At 64.3% G+C, this 22725-nt stretch carries 23 protein-coding genes; 5 read left to right on the top strand and 18 right to left on the bottom strand.

The annotated features are described in order from the left end of the window. Positions 1-73: 73 nt before the first annotated feature. From HMPREF1224_RS38685 to HMPREF1224_RS38675, 3 genes are read right to left on the bottom strand one after another with little or no spacing between them, the layout of a single operon-like run. Positions 74-1306, bottom strand: a complete 1233-nt coding sequence (locus HMPREF1224_RS38685; RefSeq protein WP_003120441.1) for an MFS transporter — start codon at positions 1304-1306, stop codon at positions 74-76. Between the two features lie 36 nt (positions 1307-1342). After that, the gene (locus tag HMPREF1224_RS38680) at positions 1343-1789 is read right to left on the bottom strand and encodes a PaaI family thioesterase (protein ID WP_003087441.1); all 447 of its coding nucleotides are present in this window, start codon (positions 1787-1789) and stop codon (positions 1343-1345) included. Further along, entirely contained in the window at positions 1786-2259 is a 474-nt protein-coding gene (locus HMPREF1224_RS38675; RefSeq protein ID WP_003106488.1) for a PaaI family thioesterase, read from the bottom strand. Before HMPREF1224_RS38675 ends, HMPREF1224_RS38680 begins: the two co-directional genes overlap by 4 nt. Positions 2260-2431: 172 nt before the next feature. Here HMPREF1224_RS38675 and HMPREF1224_RS38670 point away from each other — a divergent pair, with 172 nt between their 5' ends. Continuing rightward, on the top strand, positions 2432-2668 hold the full coding sequence (locus HMPREF1224_RS38670; RefSeq protein ID WP_003087435.1) for a hypothetical protein: 237 nt from the start codon (positions 2432-2434) through the stop codon (positions 2666-2668). Positions 2669-2726: 58 nt separating this feature from the next. Here HMPREF1224_RS38670 and HMPREF1224_RS38665 read toward each other — a convergent pair whose 3' ends face one another. The 11 genes from HMPREF1224_RS38665 to sdhC all read right to left on the bottom strand — a co-directional run bounded on the left by HMPREF1224_RS38665 (position 2727) and on the right by sdhC (position 16751). After that, positions 2727-3491 (bottom strand): DUF599 domain-containing protein, encoded by a 765-nt coding sequence (locus HMPREF1224_RS38665; protein WP_003106486.1) that lies wholly within the window; start codon positions 3489-3491, stop codon positions 2727-2729. 145 nt (positions 3492-3636) lie between these two features. Further along, positions 3637-4950 carry a branched-chain amino acid transport system II carrier protein gene (gene brnQ, locus HMPREF1224_RS38660; protein WP_003114263.1) on the bottom strand — a complete coding sequence of 438 codons (1314 nt, stop codon included), beginning with the start codon at positions 4948-4950 and terminating at the stop codon, positions 3637-3639. A 310-nt stretch (positions 4951-5260) separates the two neighbouring features. After that, complete coding sequence (gene sucD / locus HMPREF1224_RS38655; protein ID WP_003087428.1) at positions 5261-6148, bottom strand: succinate--CoA ligase subunit alpha; 888 nt, start codon at positions 6146-6148, stop codon at positions 5261-5263. Continuing rightward, on the bottom strand, positions 6148-7314 hold the full coding sequence (gene sucC / locus HMPREF1224_RS38650; RefSeq protein WP_003087425.1) for an ADP-forming succinate--CoA ligase subunit beta: 1167 nt from the start codon (positions 7312-7314) through the stop codon (positions 6148-6150). Before sucC ends, sucD begins: the two co-directional genes overlap by 1 nt. A gap of 328 nt (positions 7315-7642) precedes the next feature. Further along, positions 7643-9079, bottom strand: coding sequence for a dihydrolipoyl dehydrogenase (lpdA, locus tag HMPREF1224_RS38645; protein ID WP_003087422.1), 1437 nt, complete (start codon positions 9077-9079; stop codon positions 7643-7645). Positions 9080-9147: 68 nt separating this feature from the next. Next, on the bottom strand, positions 9148-10377 hold the full coding sequence (gene odhB, locus HMPREF1224_RS38640; RefSeq protein WP_003114264.1) for a 2-oxoglutarate dehydrogenase complex dihydrolipoyllysine-residue succinyltransferase: 1230 nt from the start codon (positions 10375-10377) through the stop codon (positions 9148-9150). 42 nt (positions 10378-10419) lie between these two features. Further along, complete coding sequence (locus HMPREF1224_RS38635; protein WP_003087413.1) at positions 10420-13251, bottom strand: 2-oxoglutarate dehydrogenase E1 component; 2832 nt, start codon at positions 13249-13251, stop codon at positions 10420-10422. 256 nt (positions 13252-13507) lie between these two features. After that, complete coding sequence (locus HMPREF1224_RS38630) at positions 13508-14215, bottom strand: succinate dehydrogenase iron-sulfur subunit (protein ID WP_003087410.1); 708 nt, start codon at positions 14213-14215, stop codon at positions 13508-13510. An 11-nt stretch (positions 14216-14226) separates the two neighbouring features. Then, positions 14227-15999 carry a succinate dehydrogenase flavoprotein subunit gene (gene sdhA, locus HMPREF1224_RS38625; RefSeq protein ID WP_003087407.1) on the bottom strand — a complete coding sequence of 591 codons (1773 nt, stop codon included), beginning with the start codon at positions 15997-15999 and terminating at the stop codon, positions 14227-14229. A 3-nt stretch (positions 16000-16002) separates the two neighbouring features. After that, complete coding sequence (gene sdhD, locus HMPREF1224_RS38620; protein ID WP_003104386.1) at positions 16003-16371, bottom strand: succinate dehydrogenase, hydrophobic membrane anchor protein; 369 nt, start codon at positions 16369-16371, stop codon at positions 16003-16005. Continuing rightward, the gene (gene sdhC / locus HMPREF1224_RS38615; protein ID WP_003104388.1) at positions 16365-16751 is read right to left on the bottom strand and encodes a succinate dehydrogenase, cytochrome b556 subunit; all 387 of its coding nucleotides are present in this window, start codon (positions 16749-16751) and stop codon (positions 16365-16367) included. The genes sdhD and sdhC overlap by 7 nt, the downstream gene beginning before the upstream one ends. A gap of 348 nt (positions 16752-17099) precedes the next feature. Here sdhC and gltA point away from each other — a divergent pair, with 348 nt between their 5' ends. After that, positions 17100-18386 (top strand): citrate synthase, encoded by a 1287-nt coding sequence (gltA, locus tag HMPREF1224_RS38610; RefSeq protein ID WP_003087400.1) that lies wholly within the window; start codon positions 17100-17102, stop codon positions 18384-18386. A gap of 114 nt (positions 18387-18500) precedes the next feature. Here the strand turns inward: gltA and HMPREF1224_RS38605 are convergent, their stop codons facing one another. The 3 genes from HMPREF1224_RS38605 to HMPREF1224_RS38595 form a co-directional block, all read right to left on the bottom strand. After that, positions 18501-19109, bottom strand: a complete 609-nt coding sequence (locus tag HMPREF1224_RS38605) for an START domain-containing protein (RefSeq protein ID WP_003104390.1) — start codon at positions 19107-19109, stop codon at positions 18501-18503. 133 nt (positions 19110-19242) lie between these two features. Further along, positions 19243-19497 (bottom strand): YkgJ family cysteine cluster protein, encoded by a 255-nt coding sequence (locus tag HMPREF1224_RS38600; RefSeq protein WP_003087397.1) that lies wholly within the window; start codon positions 19495-19497, stop codon positions 19243-19245. A gap of 103 nt (positions 19498-19600) precedes the next feature. After that, positions 19601-20356 carry a hypothetical protein gene (locus HMPREF1224_RS38595; protein ID WP_010794003.1) on the bottom strand — a complete coding sequence of 252 codons (756 nt, stop codon included), beginning with the start codon at positions 20354-20356 and terminating at the stop codon, positions 19601-19603. Between the two features lie 115 nt (positions 20357-20471). Here HMPREF1224_RS38595 and HMPREF1224_RS38590 point away from each other — a divergent pair, with 115 nt between their 5' ends. Next, positions 20472-20813, top strand: a complete 342-nt coding sequence (locus HMPREF1224_RS38590) for a DMT family protein (RefSeq protein WP_003104394.1) — start codon at positions 20472-20474, stop codon at positions 20811-20813. A gap of 6 nt (positions 20814-20819) precedes the next feature. Here HMPREF1224_RS38590 and HMPREF1224_RS38585 read toward each other — a convergent pair whose 3' ends face one another. Further along, a complete protein-coding gene (locus HMPREF1224_RS38585; protein ID WP_003104396.1) occupies positions 20820-21686 on the bottom strand; it encodes an NAD(P)-dependent oxidoreductase in 867 nt (288 codons plus the stop codon). Positions 21687-21789: 103 nt separating this feature from the next. On the opposite strand from HMPREF1224_RS38585, the gene HMPREF1224_RS38580 reads away from it, so the two are divergent. Next, complete coding sequence (locus HMPREF1224_RS38580) at positions 21790-22341, top strand: 3'-5' exonuclease (RefSeq protein WP_003104398.1); 552 nt, start codon at positions 21790-21792, stop codon at positions 22339-22341. 94 nt (positions 22342-22435) lie between these two features. Continuing rightward, entirely contained in the window at positions 22436-22717 is a 282-nt protein-coding gene (locus HMPREF1224_RS38575) for a pyrimidine/purine nucleoside phosphorylase (protein ID WP_003087375.1), read from the top strand. Positions 22718-22725: the final 8 nt, after the last annotated feature.

Below are 22725 nucleotides of genomic sequence, written 5' to 3'. Positions count from 1 at the left end.
TGTCCCCTAGGTGGGGCCTTCTTCCGGCTTTTCAAGCGCTTATGCGAAAAAACCGCGCACCATCGTGCGACGACTAGCGTTCGAGCAGTTCGAGACGGGCGATCTCCGCCGGGCGCAATAGGTAGCTCGCCTCCCCCGCACCGGGCATTTCCCGGCGGATCACCAGGCGCCCCTCGCTGTCGAGGCCGGTGAAACGGCCCTCGGCGATACGCCCGCGTACCGTAGTGGCCTTGACCAGGCGCTGGCTGTAGCGCTGCGGTTCGACCTGGACCAGCTCCAGGTCGAGGGTGGCGTTACCCGGCGCCGGCAGCGCCTGCGGCTCGGGCGGCGCCGCCGCCGCGGCCACGGTCGCAGGCTCCGCCGGCAAGGCGGGGAACGCGTCGCCGCGCACCGTCCACTCCCGCCGGGCGTTCTTCTCCAGCGTCAGCTCCAGCACCTGAGCCTGGCCGGCCACCAGGGCCTCGATACGCAGCGGCCGCGCATGGCTGGCCGCGCGCCAGGACGGCGCCCGCACGAGGCTGACGTCGCGGCTGGCGAAACGTCGCTGCAGATAGTCGCGCAAGACCAGGGCCAGGGTATCGTCGGAGTCGTAGCCCAGGTCGACCTTGCCGTGCCGATAGCGCAGCCGGTCGGTATACAGCTCGACGTGGCCGCTGAGGGTGGTCCGGTAGTCGCTCGGCAGGCTCAGGTGGAACTCGCCCTCCAGGCGGTTCGGCGCCTTGGGCCGCAGGTCCAGGTGCAAGGTATAGCCACGCAGGAGACGACGCGCCTCGGGCAGGTCCTGATCCGGTTGCAGCCAGCTCAGCTCGACTTCTGGCAACGCGCCGCCGTCCTCGGGCAGCACGTCCAGGCGCAGCGCCCCGAGCGGCTGTGCCGGAAGGCGGATCTGCAGCTCGCGCTGGGCGTAGAAATCGTGCCCCTGGCGCAGGCTCAGCACGCCGCCAATCAACTCGCCGCTCTGCGGCGCGAAAGGCTTGCCGTTGAACTCCCCGCTGAGCGCGATGGACAGTTCTGCCGGCGGCCTGGCCTCCGGTTTCAGCCAGCGCAGGCTGAGGATCGCCTCCAGCCGCGCAGCGTCGTGACTGGCCAGCAGCGCCAGGCCGACCACCAGCGGGATGCAACCCAGCGCGGCCAGCCCGACGCCCTTGCGCGCCGTACGCCAGTGCACGCCGATATAGGCCAGCGCCACCGGCGGGAAAAGGCTGCCGTAACCCCACAGCAGACCGGTACCGAAGGCCAGGACGATGACCCAGATATAGCCGGCGACCATCAGCAGCAGGCCGCCCAGAATCAGCAAGGCATCCATCGCGATATCCTCAGCCCACTTTCCGCAGCGTACGGCTCACGGCTCGTCCACCTTGAAATGCGCCCGCGCGGTGGCGATGGGCTCGCCCTGGGTGGTCTGCCAGGCGTTGATCGCGACGTTCGCCACCCGCCGCCCCTGGCGCCAGACCTGGCATTGCGCGTAGGTATCGCGGAAGTGCCCGGCACGCAGGTAATCGATGGAGAAATCGATGATCTTCGGCAGGTGCGGAATGCTCATGAAGGTCAGCAGGTGCAACATCGCCGCATGCTCCATGAAGCCGGCGATCACGCCGCCATGGATGGCCGGCAGGGTCGGGTTGCCGATGTTGTCCTTGTTCGCCGGCAGGCGGAAGACCATGTCGTCGCCCAGGCGCAGGCATTCGATGCCGAGCAGCTTGGCGTACGGGATCAGCTCCACCAGCGGGCTGTAGTCGTTGTTCCGACGCGCGTCGCGGACCAGTTGCTCGAGGCTGGTCGGGCTCATGCCGCACCTCCCTGCGCGGCCGGCCTGGCCGCCCCGGCGCGGGCCGAACCGCCCATGCGCATGAAAGCGCCGACGACATGGGCGATGGGCTGGCCCGGATCGTCCTGGTAGGCGAAGCCGCGGGTGAAGATCACGTTCGGCGTGACCCGGTAGCACTCGGCGAAGCCATAGACATCCTTGTGCGGTTCGGCGGGATGCATGTAGTCGATGCGCAGGTCGAGCGTCGGGCAGATCTCGAAGTCCGGCAGCACGCAGACCGTGGAAATACCACAGGTGGTGTCCATCAGGGTGGTGATCGCGCCGCCGTGGACGACCCCGCTTTCCGGGTTGCCGATGATCGCCTGGCTGTAGGGCAGGCGCAGGGTCAGTCCTTTCTCGTCGGCGGCCTCGACCGTCAACCCCAGCACCTGGCAATGACGCAAGGCCGAGAGAAAGCGCCGGGCGCGCTCGAGGAGAGGATTTTCCGACATGACGGCGACCTTGCTGGGAGTTTTCTGGAGGGCGAATCATACCCTGCCGCCAAAGCCCCGGCAGCCGGGGTTTTGGACATAACGATCGAAATAGTCGAAGTGTGTGGAACTTCACGCCAGCGCAAATGTTCAAAGGGCTACAACGAGGAAAGCCGCACATGGAGGCTAAACGATGAAAAAGACCGTAACTCTTGCCCTGCTGCTCGCTGCCAGCCTTGGCCTGGCCGCTTGCGACAAGAAAGAGGAAGACAAGGCAGCGGCCCCGGCAGCTCCGGCTACCGAGACCCAGCCGAGCGCTCCGGCTACTCCCCCTGCCGAGCCCAGCGCCCCGGCGCCGTCGAGCGACACTCCGGCAACCCCGCAGACTCCGGCACCGACTCCGGAGCAACCGCAACAGAACCAGCAATAAGTTCTCGTTGACGTACCCTGAAAGAGCCCGCGCAAGCGGGCTTTTTCATGCCCGGGATTCAGCCCCTGGGCACCTCGCCCTCGCCTTCCCGCGGGCTTTCGGCGATTGCGGTCTCGGTGTAGACCATCACCTCCAGCACGTCCGAATGGAATTCGCGGCGATACAGGACCAGCACCACGCCGGCCGTCACCAGCATGAAGAACCAGGAATTGATGAACCAGGCGAGCATGGCCAGGCCGAAATAGTACGAGCGCAAGCCGAAGTTGAACTGGTTGGCCGCCAGCGAGATGACCCGGGCGGCACGCTCGGCAAAGGATTTGCGCTCCAGCTCGCCGACGTTGCGCTCGCCGATCATCGGTGCCGAGCCGACCAAGATCGCCGCGAAGTTGTATTGGCGCATGCACCAGCTGAAGGTGAAGAAGGCATAGACGAAGACCACTGCCAGGCACAGCAGCTTCAGTTCCGATAGTCCCCGGCTGGCCTCCTCCACGAACGGCAGGTCGGCCAGTACCGAGACGGCGCGATCGGTGGAGCCCAGCAGGGTGAGGATGCCGGCGAGGATGATCAGCGTGCTGGAGGCGAAGAACGACGCGTTACGCTCCAGGTTACCGATCACGCTGGCGTCGGCGATACGGTTGTCGCGCAGCAGCAACCGGCGCATCCAGTCCTCCCGGTAGAGGTGCAGGACGCTGGCCAGGCAGGCGGTGTCGCGACCCTTCCAGGTGGCGTAGCGGGTGTAGCCCACCCAGCAGAACAGGAACCAGAGCGCCGCCAGCAGGTGTTGCAGCAGGTGCCCGTTGAAAATGCCGAGTTCGGCGGTCATGAAAACTCCCTCTTGAGCCGGCCGGGAATCGCCCCGCCGTTGTTTCGCGCCGTTGGGACGCCGCTCGCCGCGGCCAGGACACGACTTTCGTCGGCTCATGAAAAAGGCCGCCCGGAGGCGGCCTTCCTGGGGTTCGCCTGACGTCTCAGGCGACCGCTTCGCGCGGCTTGCCCAGCAGCCGATCGCAAACGACTGCCAGGACCAGCGCAATGGATACCGGCAGCAGCCAGCCAAGGCTCTGATCGGCGAGCGGAAGCTTGGCGAAGACGTCCGGCACCCACCCGTTCAGCTTGGCCGCCCCCAGCCCGTCGACGATGCCGAAGAGCAGCGCGACGATCATCACCGGCACGAACACCCGCGGGGCCGACACCCAGAGCCGGTCGAACAGGCTCAGGGCGATCAGCACGATGGCGAGCGGATAGAGTCCCACCAGAACCGGTACCGAAAGGCTGATCAACTGGGTCAGTCCCTGGTTGGCGACCAGCAGGCTGAACAGCGAGAACACGATCACCACCGTCTTGTACGAAACCGGCAGCAGGTCGCTGAAGAACTCGCCGCACGCCGTGATCAGCCCTACCGCCGTGGTCAGGCAGGCCAGGGTGATGACCACCGCCAGCAACAGGCTGCCGGAAACGCCAAAGGTCTGCTGCACATAGGCGGTGAGGATCTGTACGCCATTCTGGGCGTCGCCGGCGATGCCCTGGCTAGTGGCGCCAAGATAGAACAGCGCCAGGTAGACCAGGGACAGGCCGGTGGCGGCGATGACCCCGGCGATCATGGAATAGCGCGTGACCAGCCGGCTGTCGCTGATGCCGCGGTCGCGAATGGCGGTGGCGATGACGATACCGAAGACCAGCGCACCGAGGGTATCCATGGTCAGGTAGCCCTGCAGGAAGCCCTGCACCAGGGGCGCGCTCTGGTACTCGCCGGAACTGCTGCCGATCTCTCCCGCCGGCGCGAAGATCGCCGCGCCGCCAAGGACCAGCAGGGCCGACAGCAGCACCGGCGTGATGACCTTTCCGACCCGGTCGACAAGGCGACCCGGGTTCAGCACCAGGAACAGAACCACGGAGAAGTAAGCGACGGTATAGATGAGCAACGGCACGCCGCCGTCCCCGGTGAAGGGCGCGACGCCCATCTCGAAGGACACCACGGCTGTACGCGGGGTGGCGAACAGCGGGCCGATGGCAAGATAGACGGCGATGGCGAACGCCACTCCCGCGCGCCGCCCGATCGGCTGGGTCAGGCGGCCAATACCGCCTCCGACCCGGGCCAGGGCGACCACCGTCAGCAACGGCAGGCCGACACCGGTAAGGAGGAAGCCGAAAGCCGCGCTCCATACGTGTTCGCCCGCCGCCATGCCGGCACTGGGAGGAAAGATGATGTTACCCGCGCCGAGAAAAAGCGCGAACGTCATGAAGCCAAGGGCGAGCAGGTCGAACCCTTTCAAATGAGTCATAGGAGGATGTACCACTGGCAGAAGTCTCGGTTGTTCGGGGTTTCCCTTTGGGGGTGTTAGGAAACAACGTCCTTCCGGATGAGGAGGACCGGTCAAGCCGCCCGACCCCTTTTGAGGGCCATGTGGCGTTATAGCTGCAGGCGCACTGGCCTGCGGGATGATGCGTGGCGCGCCCGGGGTTTTGTCGGACACGAACCGTTGGCAATGATAGCGCATCGCGGCAACATTCGTTTGACGGATGCGATAGAACGACGAAGGCCACCGCTGTGAGGCGGTGGCCTTCGTCCTGGAACTCAGAAAACCCGGGAAATCAGGCCTTCTTCACTTCCCAACCGGTCAGCTCGGCCAGGGCCTTGCCGATGTCGGCCAGGGAACGCACGGTCTTCACACCGGCGTCCTGCAGGGCGGCGAACTTCTCGTCCGCGGTGCCCTTGCCGCCGGAGATGATGGCGCCGGCGTGGCCCATGCGCTTGCCCGGAGGGGCAGTCACACCAGCGATGTAGGACACCACCGGCTTGGTCACGTTGGCCTTGATGAAGGCCGCGGCTTCTTCTTCGGCGGAACCGCCGATCTCGCCGATCATGACGATGGCTTCGGTCTGCGGATCTTCCTGGAACAGCTTCAGGATGTCGATGAAGTTGGAGCCCGGGATCGGGTCGCCGCCGATGCCCACGCAGGTGGACTGGCCGAAGCCGGCGTCGGTGGTCTGCTTCACGGCTTCGTAGGTCAGGGTGCCGGAACGCGACACGATGCCTACCTTGCCCGGCAGGTGGATGTGACCCGGCATGATGCCGATCTTGCACTCGCCGGGAGTGATCACGCCCGGGCAGTTCGGGCCGATCAGGCGTACGCCCAGCTCGTCGCACTTGACCTTGGCGTCCAGCATGTCGAGGGTCGGGATGCCTTCGGTGATGCAGACGATCAGCTTGATGCCGCCGAATGCCGCTTCCAGGATCGAGTCCTTGCAGAACGGAGCCGGAACGTAGATGACCGAGGCTTCGGCGCCGGTGGCTTCCACGGCTTCCTTGACGGTGTTGAACACCGGCAGGCCGAGGTGGGTGGTGCCGCCCTTGCCGGGGGTCACGCCGCCGACCATCTTGGTGCCATAGGCGATGGCCTGTTCGGAGTGGAAGGTGCCCTGGCTACCGGTGAAGCCTTGGCAGATGACTTTGGTGTCTTTGTTGATCAGGACGCTCATTACTTACCCTCCGCGGCCTTGACGACTTGCTGGGCAGCGTCGGTCAGGCTGGTTGCCGCGATGATGTTCAGGCCGCTTTCGGCCAGGACCTTGGCACCCAGTTCAGCGTTGTTGCCTTCCAGGCGGACGACAACCGGAACCTTCACGCCGACTTCTTTGACGGCGCCGATGATGCCTTCGGCGATCATGTCGCAACGCACGATGCCGCCGAAGATGTTCACCAGGACAGCCTTCACGTTGCTGTCGGACAGGATGATCTTGAACGCTTCGGTCACGCGCTCCTTGGTCGCACCGCCGCCAACGTCGAGGAAGTTGGCCGGCTTGCCGCCGTGCAGGTTGACGATGTCCATGGTACCCATGGCCAGGCCGGCGCCGTTGACCATGCAGCCGATGTTGCCTTCCAGCGCGACGTAGTTCAGCTCCCACTTCTGCGCATGGGCTTCACGGGCGTCGTCCTGGGACGGGTCGTGCATGGCGCGCAGCTTCGGCTGACGGTACAGGGCGTTGCTGTCGATGTTGATCTTGGCATCCAGGCAGTGCAGGTTGCCGTCTTTCTTGATCACCAGCGGGTTCACTTCCAGCAGGGCCAGGTCGTAGTCCTGGAACAGCTTCGCCAGGCCGACGAAGATATGGGTGAACTGCTTGATCTGGTCGCCCTTCAGGCCCAGCTGGAAGGCCAGCTCGCGGCCCTGGTACGGCTGCGCGCCGACCAGCGGGTCGATGGTAGCCTTGAGGATCTTCTCGGGAGTGTCGTGGGCGACCTTCTCGATGTCCACGCCACCTTCGGTGGAAGCCATGAACACGATGCGGCGGCTGGAACGATCGACGACGGCGCCGAGGTACAGCTCCTTGTCGATGTCGGTGCAGGACTCCACCAGGATCTTGCTGACCGGCTGGCCGTTGGCGTCGGTCTGGTAGGTCACCAGGTTCTTGCCCAGCCACTGCTGGGCGAACGCCTTGGCGTCCTCTTTGCTCTTCACCAGCTTCACACCGCCCGCTTTACCGCGGCCGCCGGCGTGCACCTGAGCTTTGACGACCCACTCGCTGCCGCCGATCTTGTCGCAGGCTTCTGCGGCCTCTTCGGGGGTGTCTACGGCAAAGCCCTTGGATACAGGCAGGCCGTATTCAGCGAACAGCTGCTTACCCTGATATTCGTGGAGATTCATGCTTGTCTACCGTTATTCGTCTAGGTATTGCGCATTTCGGCGGAGCGCTCGTGGCGCCCCACCACCTGTGACCGTCGTTTCGCGAACCACCCGGCTCGCGAAAAAACAGTCCGGCGGCATACGCCCGCGGCCACCTCGCAACGGTCGCCGGCGCTCACCCGCCGTGGTTCTTCTGAAAGTCTGCCGCCTGCGGCATCCCGACGCAGGCGGCAAACCGTGGATTCTACAGAACCCGGACCCGACAAGGCCAGGAACCTGTCCTGGCCTGACGGACGACGCGTCCCGCGTCGCTGTGACGCCCCTGGCGTGAACCGGGGCGTCGGATCACTCAGCGCTTCTTGCGGTTGGCGATGTGGATGGCATGGCCATTCACTGCCAGGGCAGCTTCGTGCAGGGCTTCGGACAGCGTCGGGTGAGAGAAGACCATCATGCCCAGGTCTTCGGCGCTGGTGCCGAATTCCATGCCGATCGCGCCTTGCTGTACCAGCTCGGCGGCGCTCGGGCCGATCACGTGGACGCCCAGGACGCGGTCGGTCTTCGCATCGGCGATGACCTTGACCAGGCCGGTGGTGTCGTTGGCCGCCATCGCACGACCGCTGGCGGCGAACGGGAAGGTGCCGACGTTGACTTCGACGCCCTCGGCCTTGAGGGTCTGCTCGGTCTTGCCGACCCAGGCGATTTCCGGGTGGGTGTAGATGACCGACGGAATCAGGTCGTAGTTCATCTGCGCCTTGTGGCCGGCGATGCGCTCGGCGACCATCACGCCCTCTTCCGAGGCCTTGTGCGCGAGCATCGCGCCGCGAACCACGTCACCGATGGCGAAGACGCCCGGAACGCTGGTCTTGCAGTGGTCGTCGACGTAGATGAAGCCACGCTCGTCCAGGGTCACGCCGCTGTCGGCGGCCAGCAGGTCGGTGGTCACCGGGCGACGGCCGACCGCGACGATCAGCTTGTCGAAGGTTTCCTTCTGCTCGCCGTTGGCGTCGGTGAAGGTCACGGTGACCTGCTTCTTCTTCACTTCCGAAGCGGTCACGCGGGCACCCAGGCGAATGTTCAGGCCTTGCTTGGTCAGGACCTTCAGGGCTTCCTTGGCGATCTGCTCGTCGGCAGCCGGGAGGAACTTGTCCAGGGCTTCCAGCACGGTCACCTCGGCACCCAGGCGGGCCCATACCGAACCCAGCTCCAGGCCGATGACGCCGGCGCCGATCACACCCAGCTTCTTCGGCACGGCCTGGAATTCCAGGGCGCCGGTGGAGTCGACGATGATGTCGTCGGTCAGCGGGGCCGGCGGGATCTCCACCGGGCGGGAGCCGGAAGCGATGATCACGTTCTCGGCTTCCAGGACCTGGGTCTTGCCGTCCAGACCGGTCACTTCCACCTGCTTGTTGGCCAGCAGCTTGCCGTGGCCTTCGAAGGAGGTCACGCCGTTGGCCTTGAACAGGGTAGCGATGCCGCCGGTCAGGTTCTTGACGATGTTGGCCTTGCGCGCAACCATCGCCGGAACGTCGATGGTGACGCCCTTGGCTTCGATACCATGGACTTTGAAGGCCTCTTTGGCCTCATGGTACTTGTAGGAGCTGTCCAGCAGCGCCTTGGACGGGATGCAGCCAACGTTCAGGCAGGTACCGCCGAGCGCCACCTTGCCTTCCTTGCCGATGTACTTCTCGATGCAGGCGGTCTTCAGGCCCAGCTGGGCAGCGCGGATGGCGGCAACGTAACCGCCGGGGCCGGCACCAATCACTACCACGTCGAATTTCTGGCTCATATCTCAATCCTTATTCGGGTGAAACCGGACGGCCCCACGAGGGGGCCGCCGTGAAGAGAAACGCTAAATCAGACGTCCAGCAGCAGGCGAGCCGGATCTTCCAGCAGGTCCTTGATCGCCACCAGGAAGCTCACCGCTTCCTTGCCGTCGATCAGACGGTGGTCGTAGGACAGCGCCAGGTACATCATCGGCAGGATCACCACCTGGCCGTTCACGGCCATCGGGCGCTCCTGGATCTTGTGCATGCCGAGGATAGCGGTCTGCGGCGGGTTGACGATCGGGGTCGACAGCAGGGAACCGAACACGCCACCGTTGGAGATGGTGAAGGTGCCGCCGGTCATGTCTTCGATGGTCAGCTTGCCTTCCTTCGCCTTCTTGCCGAAGTTGGCGATGCCGCCCTCGATCTCGGCCAGGCTCATGAACTCGGCGTTACGCAGTACCGGAACCACCAGGCCGCGGTCGCTGGAAACGGCAACACCGATGTCCTGGTAGCCGTGGTAGACGATGTCGTTACCGTCGATGGAAGCGTTGACCCCCGGGAAGCGCTTCAGCGCCTCGGTGGCGGCCTTGACGAAGAAGGACATGAAGCCCAGGCGCACGCCGTTGTGCTTCTTCTCGAACAGGTCCTTGTACTTCGAACGCAGGTCCATGATCGGCTTCATGTTGACCTCGTTGAAGGTGGTCAGCATGGCCATGGCGGACTGCGCCTCGACCAGGCGCTCGGCGACCTTGGCCCGCAGGCGGGTCATCGGCACGCGCTTCTCGACACGGTCGCCGGCGGCGAAGATCGGCGCCTCGGCAGCCGGGGCGGCAGGCTTGGCCGGGGCGGCCGGGGCGTTCTTCTTCGCTTCGACCGCAGCGACCACGTCTTCCTTGGTCACGCGACCGCCCTTGCCGGTGCCGGCGATGCTGTTCGGATCGATGCCGGCTTCCTCGGCCAGCTTGCGCGCGGCCGGGGACAGGATGGCGTCGTCGCCGCCAGCGGCGGCCGGAGCGGCGGCCTGTGCAGCCGGAGCGGCGGCGGGCGCAGCGGCAGCCGGAGCGGCCGGAGCGGCGGCACCGCCTTCGTTCAGCTTGCCGAGCAGCTCGTTGCTCAGAACGGTGTCGCCTTCGTTCTTGATGATCTCGGCCAGCACGCCGTCAGCCTCGGCGAGAACCTCGATGACCACCTTGTCGGTCTCGATGTCGACGATCAGTTCGTCGCGCTTGACTGCTTCGCCCGGCTTCTTGTGCCAGGTGGCGACGGTGCCGTCGGCGACCGATTCCGGGAAGGTTGGGGCTTTGATTTCGATAGCCATTGTGTGCGTTTCCTTAAATTCGGTTTCTTCAGCGCGTAGGCGTTAAACAGTAAAGGCGTCTTGCAGCAGTTTTTCCTGCTGCTCGGCGTGCATCGAGGCGTAGCCGCAAGCCGGAGCAGCGGAGCCTTCGCGGCCGGCGTACTCGAGATTGAGGCCCTTCTTGTGCGCGGCGATGACACGACGCATGTGATGCTGGCTGCAGAACCAGGCGCCCTGGTTCATCGGCTCTTCCTGGCACCAGACGATGTGCTTGAGGTTCTTGTACGGAGCCAGAACTTCCGCCAGGTCGTCTTCCGGGAACGGATACAGCTGCTCGATACGGACGATCGCGGTATCTTCGCGGCCTTCCGCGCGACGCTTCTCCAGCAGGTCGTAGTACACCTTGCCGCTGCACAGCACGACGCGGTCGACCTTCTTCGGATCCAGGCTGTCGATTTCCGGGATCACGGTCTGGAAGGAACCGTTGGCCAGATCTTCCAGGGTCGAGATGGCGAGCTTGTGACGCAGCAGGGACTTCGGCGTCATCACCACCAGCGGCTTGCGCAGCGGGCGGATCACCTGACGGCGGAGCATGTGGTAGACCTGAGCCGGGGTGGTCGGCACGCAGACCTGGATGTTCTGCTCGGCACAGAGCTGCAGGTAGCGCTCCAGGCGCGCGGAGGAGTGCTCCGGGCCCTGCCCCTCATAGCCGTGCGGCAGCAGCATGGTCAGGCCGCAGAGTCGGCCCCATTTGCTTTCGCCACTGGTGATGAACTGGTCGATAACCACCTGGGCGCCGTTGGCGAAGTCGCCGAACTGGGCTTCCCAGATCACCAGCGAGTTCGGCGTGGTGGTGGCGAAACCGTATTCGAACGCCAGCACGGCCTCTTCCGAAAGGAAGGAATCGTAGATATCCAGGCGCGGCTGGCCGTCGAACAGATTGGCCAGCGGTACGTAGACCGAGTCATCCTTCTGGTTGTGCAGCACCGCGTGACGGTGCGAGAAGGTGCCACGGCCGACGTCCTGGCCGGTCATCCGTACCGGATGGCCTTCGAACAGCAGGGTCGCGTAGGCCAGGGTCTCGGCGAAGCCCCAGTTGATCGGCAGGCCACCGGCCGCCATCTTCTGGCGATCTTCGTAGATCTTCGAAACCTGGCGCTGAACCACGAAGCCTTCCGGCACTTCCAGCATCTTGCTGGACAGTTCCTGCAGGGTCTTCAGGTCGAAGCGGGTGTCGTGACGCGCGGTCCAGGCATGACCCAGGTACGGACGCCAGTCGACGAACAGTTCCTTGTTGGGTTCCTTGACCAGGCTCTTCACCACGTGCAGGCCGTTGTCCAGGGCGTCGCGGTAGTCGTCGATCTTCGACTGAACCTGCTCGGCGCTGAGCACGCCGGCGTTCACCAGGGCGTCGGCGTACAGCTCGCGGGTAGTACGCTGCTTGGCGATCTGCTGGTACATCAGCGGCTGGGTGCCGCTCGGCTCGTCCGCCTCGTTGTGGCCGCGGCGACGGTAGCAGACCAGGTCGATGACCACGTCACGCTTGAACTGCATGCGGTAGTCGACGGCCAGCTGGGTGACGAACAGCACGGCTTCGGGATCGTCGCCGTTGACGTGGAAGATCGGCGCCTGAATCATCTTCGCCACGTCGGTGGCGTACTCGGTGGAGCGCGCATCGTCCTGGCGGCTGGTGGTGAAACCGACCTGATTGTTGATCACCAGGTGGATGGTGCCACCGGTCTTGTAGGCGCGGGTCTGCGACATCTGGAAGGTTTCCATGACCACGCCCTGTCCCGCGAAGGCGGCATCGCCGTGGATGGAAATCGGTACCACCTTGTCGCCGGAGCTGTCCTTGCGGCGGTCTTGGCGAGCACGAACGGAACCCTCGACCACCGGGGAAACGATTTCCAGGTGCGACGGGTTGAACGCCAGCGCCAGGTGGACTTCGCCACCGCTGGTCATCACGTTCGAGGAGAAGCCCTGGTGGTACTTCACGTCACCGGAGCCCAGCTCGACGATCTTCTTGCCTTCGAACTCGTCGAACAGGTCGCGCGGGTTCTTGCCCAGGGTGTTGACCAGGACGTTCAGGCGACCGCGGTGAGCCATGCCGATGACGATTTCCTTGGCGCCGTAGGAACCGCAGCGCTGGATGATCTCGTCGACCATCGGGATCAGGCTTTCGCCGCCTTCCAGGCCGAAACGCTTGGTGCCCGGGTACTTGGTGCCCAGGTACTTCTCCAGGCCTTCGGCCGCGGTCAGGCGCTCGAGCAGGTGCGCACGCGCCTCGGCGGAGAAGCCGGGACGACCACGCACGCTTTCCAGGCGCTGGAGGAACCACTTGCGCTGCTCGGAATCGACGATGTGCATGAACTCGGCGCCGAAGGTACCGCAGTAGGTGCTCTTCAGGCTGTCGACGATTTCACGCAGGGTCGCCTCTTCCTTGCCGATGTAAAGCTCACCGGTGCGGAAAGTGGTGTCCAGGTCGGCACCCGTCAGACCGTAGTGGTCGATCGACAGGTCGGCAGGCGCGGGACGCTGCCACAGGCCGAGCGGGTCGAGGGTGGAAGCCTGGTGGCCGCGGAGACGGTAAGCGTGAATGAGACGAAGGACTTCGACCTGCTTCTTCTCGTGCTCGCTGCTCACGCTACCGGCGGAAACCGGCTGGGCACGGCGCTGGTTCTTGGCCAGCAGGACGAAATGATCGCGCACTGTGGAGTGCGAGACGTCGGGGGCGGGATTGCCATCGGCGGGAAGCTTCTGGAAATACGTGCGCCACTCTTCTGGCACAGCGTTAGGGTCGTGCAGGTAGAGCTCGTAGAGCTCTTCGACGTAGGCAGCGTTACCACCGGATAGATGGGCACTGTTCCACATCCGCTGCATTACGCTTTCGTGCATGCTAGGTCACCCTCGGTAAGGGGACAACCACCTGGCGAAACCTTGAAGGCTCCGAAGTCCTCAGGCAGCGACATCGGTATGGCCACTACAGATCCCGCAGATAGTCCGGGTACCAGCCCGGATGCCCCTGCTGGTCATATTTTTCAAATCTGGGCCATGGCTTTGTGAGCTTGGCCCGCTTAGTTGCTGCGACGCCGGAAGAACTCCGGCGCCACAGGTGTTGCTAGGTACAACTCATATAACAACTGCGAGAGGATCAGGTTCCGCTCTGCAGCAGCATATTACGCACGTGGCCGATCGCCTTGGTCGGGTTCAGACCCTTCGGGCAAACGTTCACGCAGTTCATGATTCCGCGGCAGCGGAACACACTGAATGGGTCGTCCAGCGAAGCCAGGCGCTCTTCGGTCTTGGTGTCACGGCTGTCGGCCAGGAAACGATAGGCTTGCAGCAGTGCGGCCGGACCGAGGAACTTGTCGGGGTTCCACCAGAAGGACGGGCAGGAGGTCGAGCAGCAGGCGCACAGGATGCACTCGTACAGACCGTCCAGCTTCTCGCGCTCTTCCGGGGTCTGCAGACGCTCGATGGCCGGGGCCGGCGTATCGTTCTGCAGGAACGGCTTCACCTTCTCGTATTGCTTGTAGAAGATGCTCATGTCCACGACCAGGTCACGAATGACCGGCAGGCCGGGCAGCGGACGGATCACCAGCTTGCCGCCCTTCAGGCCGGCGGCCGACAGCGGGGTGATGCAGGCCAGGCCGTTCTTGCCGTTGATGTTCATGCCATCGGAGCCGCAGACGCCTTCACGGCAGGAACGACGGTAGGAGAAGCCCTCGTCCTGTTCCTTGATCAGCGCCAGCACGTCGAGGACCATCACGTCCTTGCCGTTGGTGTCGACCTGGAAATCCTGCATGTACGGCGCAGCATCTTTGTCGGGGTTGTAACGATAAACACTCACTTGCAACATGGCGGGCACCCTTAGTAAGTCCGAACCTTGGGTTCGAATGCCGGAACGGTCTTCGGCGCGAAGTTGACGGAACGCTTGGATACGCGCTTCTCACCCGGGAAGTACAGGGTGTGGCACAGCCAGTTCTCGTCGTCGCGCTCCTCGAAGTCTTCACGGGCGTGGGCGCCACGGGACTCCTTGCGGTGCTCGGCCGCGATCGCGGTGGCCTCGGCCACCTCGAGGAGGTTTTGCAGTTCCAGCGCTTCGATGCGCGCGGTGTTGAATGCCTGGCTCTTGTCGTTGATCTTGACGTTGGCGATACGCTCGCGCAGGTCGGCCAGCTGGGCGATGCCCTTCTGCATGTACTCGCCGGTGCGGAACACACCGAAGTAGTTCTGCATGCAGCTTTGCAGCTCGCGCTTGAGCGGAGCGACTTCTTCGCCGCTGGTGCGCTCGTTCACGCCGTTCAGGCGCTTGAAGGAGGCTTCCAGGTCGCTCTCGGAAGCGCCGCGGGCGTCGATGCCCTCTTTCAGCGCTTTTTCCAGGTGCAGACCGGCGGCACGGCCGAATACCACCAGGTCGAGCAGCGAGTTGCCGCCCAGGCGGTTGGCGCCGTGTACCGATACGCAGGCCACTTCGCCCACGGCGAACAGGCCTTCGACGATCTGGTCGTTGCCGTTGGCGTCCTGGGTGATGGCCTGGCCATGGATGTTGGTGGCAACGCCGCCCATCATGTAGTGGCAGGTCGGGATCACCGGGATCGGCGCAACGACCGGGTCGACGTGGGCGAAGGTCTTGGACAGTTCGCAGATGCCGGGCAGGCGGCTGTGCAGGACTTCCTCGCCGAGGTGGTCGAGTTTCAGCAGCACGTGGTCCTTGTTCGGGCCCACGCCGTTGCCGGCCAGGACTTCCTTGACCATGGAACGGGCGACCACGTCGCGACCGGCCAGGTCCTTCGCGTTCGGCGCATAACGCTCCATGAAGCGCTCGCCGTGGGCGTTGATCAGGTAACCGCCTTCGCCGCGGCAACCTTCGGTGACCAGTACACCGGCGCCGGCGATGCCGGTCGGGTGGAACTGCCACATCTCGATGTCCTGCACCGGCACGCCGGCACGCAGGGCCATGCCCACGCCGTCACCGGTATTGATCAGCGCATTGGTGGTGGAGGCGTAGATACGGCCGGCACCGCCAGTGGCCAGGACCACGGCCTTGGAACGGATGTAGACGGTCTCGCCGGTCTCGATGCAGATGGCGATGATGCCGACCACCGCGCCGTCCTGGTTCTTCACCAGGTCGACCGCGTACCACTCGTTGAGGAACGAGGTGCCATTCTTCAGGTTGGCCTGGTACAGGGTGTGCAGCAGCGCGTGGCCGGTACGGTCGGCGGCGGCGCAGGTACGGGCGGCCTGGCCACCCTTGCCGAAGTCCTTGGACTGGCCGCCGAACGGACGCTGGTAGATGCGACCGGTTTCGGTACGGGAGAACGGCAGGCCCATGTGCTCGAGCTCGAACACGGCCTCGGGGCCGACGGAACACATGTATTCGATCGCGTCCTGGTCACCGATGTAGTCGGAGCCCTTGACGGTGTCGTACATGTGCCAACGCCAATCGTCGTTCGGGTCGGCCGAAGCGATCGCGCAGGTGATGCCACCCTGTGCGGATACGGTGTGGGAACGGGTCGGGAAGACCTTGGTCACCACGGCGGTCTTGTGGCCGCCCTGGGCCAGTTGCAGCGCGGCACGCATGCCGGCGCCACCGCCACCGACGATGATGGCGTCAAAGGAAAGTGTACGAATGCTAGCCATGGATCACATACCCCAAAGAATCTGCACACCCCAGACGAAGAATGCGAACATCGCCATGCCGCAAACCGCCTGGAAGAGGAAACGCACGACTGTCGCCGCCTTGCCGAGAGCCATCGAAGTCAGGTAGTCGGTGGAGATGGTCCACATACCGACCCACGCATGGACGCTCAGGGCAACCAGGGTCAACAGGCTGAAGATGCGCATCCAACCCTGCGAGAACAGGCCGTGCCAGTCCGCGTAGGAAATGTTGGGGTGAGCAATGAGGTAGCCCAGCAGGAAAATGACATAAGCCGCGAGAACGACCGCGGAAACGCGCTGGGCCATCCAGTCGTAGAGGCCGGAGCGCGAGAAGTTTGTGACGTTAGTTACCATACCCATACCCCCGCCAGAACGATCAGCACCACCGCGATGGCGATGACGATTTTGGAGCCACGCTTACCGCCTTCCAGCGTCTCGCCGACGCCAGCGTCCATGACCAGGTGGCGAACACCAGCCACCAGGTGGTACAGCAGCGCAGACAGCAGGCCCCAGATCACCAGCTTGGCCAGGGGACTGGTCAGGCACGCCTTCACCTGCTCGAAGCCTTCTTCCGAACTCAGCGACTTGTCGAGCGCGAACAGCAGCACGGCAATACCGAGGAACAGGATGACGCCAGAGATACGGTGGAGAATGGACGTGTAAGCGGTGACAGGGAGTTTGATGGTCCTTAGGTCTAGGTTTACAGGTCGTTTGCTATTCACGGCTTTTTTCACACTGAGAGCCCTAACGAACAGGGCTAGTTGTCGGGAAGTGCACTTGTCAGGTACCCATCACCAGGGAGTGGCGACCGTCTATGAAAGCGGGCCAGGAATACCCCTTGCGGTCGGACGCCGAGTATAGACAGTTAGGCTACTAATGACAACGAAAACACCCATCGCCAAATGGTTGATTGCGGGCCTTTTATAAAAGGCGTAAATAGCCCCCTTTTTCTGCGAAAACCCCGCCACGGAAGGCTCTACGGCATGGATTCGCGCAAATTGACTTTCGAATTTATCCCTCTATAGTGGTGCGGGCCCTGCGTGGGGGGTACTGATGATTTCAAGCATAAATAGGAGGCCATCATGGCTGACAAAAAAGCGCAGTTGATCATCGAGGGCTCAGCCCCCGTCGAACTGCCCGTCCTATCCGGTACCATGGGTCCCGATGTAGTGGATGTACGGGGCCTCACCGCCACGGGCCACTTCACCTTCGATCCTGGCTTCATGTCGACCGCCTCCTGCGAGTCGAAGATCACCTATATCGACGGCGACAAAGGCGTCCTCCTCCATCGCGGCTACCCCATCGAGCAACTGGCAGAGAAATCCGACTACCTGGAAACCTGCTACCTGCTGCTGAACGGCGAGCTGCCCACCGCCGCGCAGAAGGAACAGTTCGTCGGCACCATCAAGAACCACACCATGGTTCACGAGCAGTTGAAGACCTTCTTCAACGGCTTCCGCCGCGACGCGCATCCGATGGCCGTGATGTGCGGCGTGATCGGCGCCCTCTCGGCCTTCTACCACGACTCCCTGGACATCAATAACCCGAAGCATCGCGAAGTCTCCGCGCATCGCCTGATCGCCAAGATGCCGACCATCGCCGCCATGGTGTACAAGTACTCCAAGGGCGAGCCGATGATGTATCCGCGTAACGACCTGAACTACGCGGAAAACTTCCTCCACATGATGTTCAACACCCCCTGCGAGACCAAGCCGATCAGCCCCGTGCTGGCCAAGGCCATGGACCGCATCTTCATTCTCCACGCCGACCACGAGCAGAACGCCTCCACCTCCACGGTGCGTCTGGCCGGCTCCTCCGGCGCCAATCCGTTCGCCTGCATCGCCTCCGGCATCGCCGCCCTGTGGGGACCGGCCCATGGCGGCGCGAACGAAGCGGTGCTGCGCATGCTCGACGAGATCGGCGACGTGTCCAACATCGACAAGTTCGTCGAGAAGGCCAAGGACAAGAACGATCCGTTCAAGCTGATGGGCTTCGGCCATCGTGTCTACAAGAACTTCGACCCGCGCGCCAAGGTCATGAAGCAGACCTGCGACGAGGTCCTCCAGGAGCTGGGCATCAACGACCCGCAACTGGAACTGGCGATGAAGCTGGAAGAAATCGCCCGCCACGACCCCTACTTCGTGGAACGCAACCTGTACCCGAACGTCGACTTCTACTCGGGGATCATCCTCAAGGCGATCGGCATTCCGACCAGCATGTTCACCGTGATCTTCGCCCTGGCGCGTACCGTCGGCTGGATCTCGCACTGGCAGGAAATGCTCTCCGGCCCCTACAAGATCGGCCGCCCGCGCCAGCTCTATACCGGCCACACCCAGCGCGACTTCACCGCCCTCAAGGATCGCGGCTGAAACCCGTCACGTCCGGCGAGAAAGGCTGCTTCGGCAGCCTTTTTTGTGCCCGCCCCTTTCCGCCGGACACAAAAAAACCGCCCCGGAGGCGGTCTTTTTGCAGGGAAGGCGCGCTCAGCGCTTCTCGGCAGCGCTACGCAGGCCCTTGAGGGTGTTCAGCGGCGCGTCGACCACGAAGCTGTTGGCCAACCAGGAAGGAATGCTGCCACCCGGCTCGGTTTCCACCTGGTAGGTCACTTCCGTCACGCCCTGCCCCTTCGGCTGCAACTTCCACTCGCCGACCAGCTTGGGCACGCGGATCTGGCCCTTTTCCTCGGGGATATAGGTCGGATCGGCCTTAAGGTGACGGATCACGGTGCCATCCGCAGTCTTCTCGGTGGTGACATGGATGACCACGTCGCGACCGGTAACTGGCCAGGGCATGTCGATCTTCGAGTAGGTCCAGGCGTCGGCGCCTTCCTGCTTCAGGAGTTTCATCTCGGCGCAGGCATGGATCCACTTGCAGGAACCCTTGACGTCCTCCTGCAGCGCCTCGATGGTCGCCACGTCGGCCTTGATGTCGGTAACGCCGCGATAAGCCTTGTACTTGGAGCCCTGGACACTGCTGAGGTAGACCTTCACGCCATCCTCGTCCTTGGCCAGCTTCCAGTCTTCGGCCAGCGCATTGCCGGCCACCCCGAACACTGCGGCAGCCAGCACGGTCATACGCAAAATGCCACGCATCGTTCCTGTTCCTCTCTTTATGGTTATTTTCGGTTCGCCGGCCGGGCGGTCGACGCCCTGCAAGCCGCGATCCTGAGCCTTCGGCGCAGGATGCGCAGCAGTATGGCGTGAGACAGCCAGACTTCCAACCCGTTCAAGCGGCAGTGATGACTTCCCACTCCGCGATCAGGGCTAGCGCCTGCTCACGGCTGTCGCCGCAGATTTCCGGATCGGCGCCGAACTGGCCGCATACGGCCGGTCGCTCCGGTCGGCCGAACAGCCCGCAGAGATGGTTTTCGTCCAGGTGCAGGCAGCGTACGCCCGCGGGCTTGCCGGCCGGCATACCCGGCAGCGGAGAGGAAATCGACGGTGCTATGCAGCAGGCGCCGCAGCCGGCTCTACATTGCATGGGAAGGATCTCGCCCGAAAGTTGGCAGAGGAGCGGCCAGGACAGCCGTCCGAAACGGGCGCAAAGAATACGGACCGGCCAGGCCGCCGCCAAGCCCGGCGGATCAGCGGCGCGTTTCCGCCTCGAGACGCGCGCTGCGAAGCTGCCACTGCTCGCGGTTGCCGGCAGCGAACAGCCAGGCCCTGGCCGACTCCGTCGCTGCCCGCCATTGCACGCGGCCCGGCTCGCGCAGGTCGAGGGATTGCGCCGCCGTCGAGTGGCCGAGGAAGGCGTTGCCAGCGGAACTCCAGTAGCCGGCGATCCCGGCCGGCAAGACCCAGGAGCGACCTTCCGCCTCGTCATCGACGATACCGGACAAGCGCTCCCCCGCTCCACGCCGCCAGGACAGGGCGACCCGGTTCAGCTCGCTGTCCGCCAGCGCGACGCGCACCTCCACGCCGCCCTGGCGCGGCTCGAACGACAGCTCGTAGACGCTGAGCCGGCCATCGGCGCAGCGCAGGTGCCCCTTCAGGGACAAGCGTCGACCGACCAGTTCGAAGCTCTCCAGGCTCTGCTCCTGGCAGCGCAACTGCAGGCGACCGGCGCTTTCCCGCCCGGCCCCGAGAAAACCGCCCTCGCTCTCCCACAACGGCGGCCGAGCGCTACCCGCCACTGACAGGGCGAGGCTCTTGCCGCCCCAGCTCAAGCGGTATTCGCCCAGGTCGAAATCGCGCGGGATGGCAAACGCCGGCGGCACCCGCAGCTCGCTCCACAGAGCCGGCTCCCGCGACGCCTGGCTCGCCCACCAGGCGGCCGCCAGCACGACGGCCAGCCCGCTCAAGGCGAGCCCCCAGACCAGCGAGCGTTTGTGCAACCGCATACCTTTCATCCTTTTCCGAGCACCAGCCCCTACCGGTCGATGCCTGCCCACTTGGATTTATCGCCGCAGCCAATTAGGCTGCGGCGCCGTCCCAATCCCCCGGAGCCCACCCATCATGCCCGTCTGGCTGCAAACCGCCTTGTTGCTAGCCTGTTCCAACCTGTTCATGACCTTCGCCTGGTATGGTCATCTGAAGACTCTCAACAGCAAGCCCTGGATCATCGCCGCCCTGATCAGTTGGGGTATCGCGCTGTTCGAATACCTGCTGCAGGTACCGGCCAACCGCATCGGCTACACCGAACTCTCGGTCGGCCAACTGAAGATCATGCAGGAAGTCATCACCTTGGCGATCTTCGTCCCGTTCAGCGTCTACTTCATGCAGCAGCCGCTGAAACTGGACTACCTCTGGGCCGGCCTGTGCCTGCTCGGCGCGGTGTACTTCATCTTCCGCGCCTGAGCCGCGTCACGAACGCAGCCGGGCGATCAGGCTGGAGGTATCCCAACGACCGCCGCCCATCGCCTGCACTTCGGCGTAGAACTGGTCGACCAGCGCCGTGACCGGCAACTGCGCGCCGTTGCGCCGCGCCTCGGCGAGCAGGATCGACAGGTCCTTGCGCATCCAGTCCACGGCGAAGCCGAAGTCGAACTCTCCGGCCAGCATGCTCTGGTGGCGGTTTTCCAGTTGCCAGGACTGGGCCGCGCCCTTGCCGATCACCTGCATCGCCGCCTCGCCATCGAGACCGGCGCACCGGGCGAAGTGCAGCGCCTCGGCCAGGCCCTGGAGCAGCCCCGCGACGCAGATCTGGTTGACCATCTTGGTCAATTGCCCGCTACCCACGTCGCCCATTCGCCGGACCATCCGCGCATAGCTGCGCAACAGCGGTTCGGCGCGTCGATAGAAGGCCTCCTCGCCACCGACCATCACCGTCAGGGCGCCGTTGACCGCGCCTGCCTGGCCGCCGGAGACCGGCGCGTCGAGAAAGCCCAGCTCACGCTCGGCAGCCAGCAGCGACAGCTCGCGGGCGACTTCCGCCGAAGCGGTGGTGTGGTCGACGAACAGGCTGCCCGGCGCCATTCCGGCGAAGGCGCCCTGCTCGCCCAGCGCCACGGCACGCAGGTCGTCGTCGTTACCGACGCAACAGAACACCAGCTCGGCGCCAGCACAGGCCTCGCGCGGCGTATCGGCGCGCCGTCCGGCGTACTCCTCGACCCAGCGCAGCGCCTTGGCCGACGAGCGATTGTAGACACAGACGTCGTAGCCCTCTCGTTGCAGGTGCCCGGCCATCGGGTAGCCCATCGTGCCCAGGCCGAGAAATGCGACCGCAGTCATTCCGTCATCTCCTCGAAATCCGATCCCGCAGCCTAGCACAGCGGTTTGCCGAGGTCCGGAAGCCCCGCCATACTCAGCGCGGACCCTGGTATGGATAGCTCCGATGCCTCACTGGCTGGTAATCGATCTGGAGGCCACCACCGCGGAAGGCGGCTGGCCCCTGGAGGAAATGGAAATCATCGAGATCGGCGCCACCCTGGTCGCCGCCGCGGACGCCCGCGAACTGGACCACTTCCAGCGTTTCGTACGGCCGGTCAGGCGGCCGCTGCTGACCCACTTCTGCCGCGACCTCACGCATATCAGCCAGGCCAACGTCGATGGCGCAGCCCATCTCAATACGGTCTGGGAAGCCTTCGAGCGCTGGCTCGCCCAGCATCGTCCGCGACTGGCCGGCTGGGCCAGTTGGGGCGACTACGACCGCCGCCAGTTGGAGCAGGAATGGCGCCAGCACGGGCTGACCAGCCAGCTCAGCGAAGTGCCGCACGTCAATCTCAAGCAACGCTTCGGCGAAGTCCGCCAGTTGCCCCGCCCAGTCGGCCTGAACGCGGCCCTGCAACTGGCCGGGATGAGTTTCCAGGGCCAGCAGCACCGCGCCCTGGAGGATGCCCGCAATACCGCACGGCTGCTGCCGCTGGTATTGCCGGTGGAGCATTGAACGAGGCCCGCGCCGCCTAGTGACGCCTTTCCGAGGCTTGGGCATACTGGCGGGCCTTTTCAAACCCGCCTGTTCACCCCTTCAGGAGAAGCCCATGTTCAAGGTCAACGAATACTTCGACGGCACCGTCAAATCCATCGCCTTCGACATGACCGCCGGCCCGGCCACCATCGGCGTGATGGCGGCAGGCGAATACGAGTTCGGCACCAGCCAGCTGGAGATCATGCATGTGGTCGCCGGCGCGCTGACGGTCAAGCTGCCGGGCAGCGACGAGTGGCAGGAATACGCCAGCGGCAGCCAGTTCACCGTCCCGGCGAACAGCAAGTTCCAGCTCAAGGTCGCCCAGGACACCGCCTACCTCTGCGAATATCGCTGAGCCCGGGC

The sequence above is a fragment of the Pseudomonas sp. P179 genome, assembly GCF_000478485.2.
Classification (GTDB): domain Bacteria; phylum Pseudomonadota; class Gammaproteobacteria; order Pseudomonadales; family Pseudomonadaceae; genus Pseudomonas; species Pseudomonas aeruginosa.
This window is presented reverse-complemented; position numbering and strand designations above follow the sequence as displayed.

Excerpts from the sequence above, each read along its gene's own strand:
- HMPREF1224_RS38685 (WP_003120441.1), bottom strand. The coding sequence starts at position 1,306 with ATGGATGCCTTGCTGATTCTGGGCGGCCTGCTGCTGATGGTCGCCGGC.
- HMPREF1224_RS38680 (WP_003087441.1), bottom strand. The coding sequence starts at position 1,789 with ATGAGCCCGACCAGCCTCGAGCAACTGGTCCGCGACGCGCGTCGGAAC.
- HMPREF1224_RS38675 (WP_003106488.1), bottom strand. The coding sequence starts at position 2,259 with ATGTCGGAAAATCCTCTCCTCGAGCGCGCCCGGCGCTTTCTCTCGGCC.
- HMPREF1224_RS38670 (WP_003087435.1), top strand. The coding sequence starts at position 2,432 with ATGAAAAAGACCGTAACTCTTGCCCTGCTGCTCGCTGCCAGCCTTGGC.
- HMPREF1224_RS38665 (WP_003106486.1), bottom strand. The coding sequence starts at position 3,491 with ATGACCGCCGAACTCGGCATTTTCAACGGGCACCTGCTGCAACACCTG.
- brnQ (WP_003114263.1), bottom strand. The coding sequence starts at position 4,950 with ATGACTCATTTGAAAGGGTTCGACCTGCTCGCCCTTGGCTTCATGACG.
- sucD (WP_003087428.1), bottom strand. The coding sequence starts at position 6,148 with ATGAGCGTCCTGATCAACAAAGACACCAAAGTCATCTGCCAAGGCTTC.
- sucC (WP_003087425.1), bottom strand. The coding sequence starts at position 7,314 with ATGAATCTCCACGAATATCAGGGTAAGCAGCTGTTCGCTGAATACGGC.
- lpdA (WP_003087422.1), bottom strand. The coding sequence starts at position 9,079 with ATGAGCCAGAAATTCGACGTGGTAGTGATTGGTGCCGGCCCCGGCGGT.
- odhB (WP_003114264.1), bottom strand. The coding sequence starts at position 10,377 with ATGGCTATCGAAATCAAAGCCCCAACCTTCCCGGAATCGGTCGCCGAC.
- HMPREF1224_RS38635 (WP_003087413.1), bottom strand. The coding sequence starts at position 13,251 with ATGCACGAAAGCGTAATGCAGCGGATGTGGAACAGTGCCCATCTATCC.
- HMPREF1224_RS38630 (WP_003087410.1), bottom strand. The coding sequence starts at position 14,215 with ATGTTGCAAGTGAGTGTTTATCGTTACAACCCCGACAAAGATGCTGCG.
- sdhA (WP_003087407.1), bottom strand. The coding sequence starts at position 15,999 with ATGGCTAGCATTCGTACACTTTCCTTTGACGCCATCATCGTCGGTGGC.
- sdhD (WP_003104386.1), bottom strand. The coding sequence starts at position 16,371 with ATGGTAACTAACGTCACAAACTTCTCGCGCTCCGGCCTCTACGACTGG.
- gltA (WP_003087400.1), top strand. The coding sequence starts at position 17,100 with ATGGCTGACAAAAAAGCGCAGTTGATCATCGAGGGCTCAGCCCCCGTC.
- HMPREF1224_RS38605 (WP_003104390.1), bottom strand. The coding sequence starts at position 19,109 with ATGCGTGGCATTTTGCGTATGACCGTGCTGGCTGCCGCAGTGTTCGGG.
- HMPREF1224_RS38600 (WP_003087397.1), bottom strand. The coding sequence starts at position 19,497 with ATGCAATGTAGAGCCGGCTGCGGCGCCTGCTGCATAGCACCGTCGATT.
- HMPREF1224_RS38595 (WP_010794003.1), bottom strand. The coding sequence starts at position 20,356 with ATGCGGTTGCACAAACGCTCGCTGGTCTGGGGGCTCGCCTTGAGCGGG.
- HMPREF1224_RS38590 (WP_003104394.1), top strand. The coding sequence starts at position 20,472 with ATGCCCGTCTGGCTGCAAACCGCCTTGTTGCTAGCCTGTTCCAACCTG.
- HMPREF1224_RS38585 (WP_003104396.1), bottom strand. The coding sequence starts at position 21,686 with ATGACTGCGGTCGCATTTCTCGGCCTGGGCACGATGGGCTACCCGATG.
- HMPREF1224_RS38580 (WP_003104398.1), top strand. The coding sequence starts at position 21,790 with ATGCCTCACTGGCTGGTAATCGATCTGGAGGCCACCACCGCGGAAGGC.
- HMPREF1224_RS38575 (WP_003087375.1), top strand. The coding sequence starts at position 22,436 with ATGTTCAAGGTCAACGAATACTTCGACGGCACCGTCAAATCCATCGCC.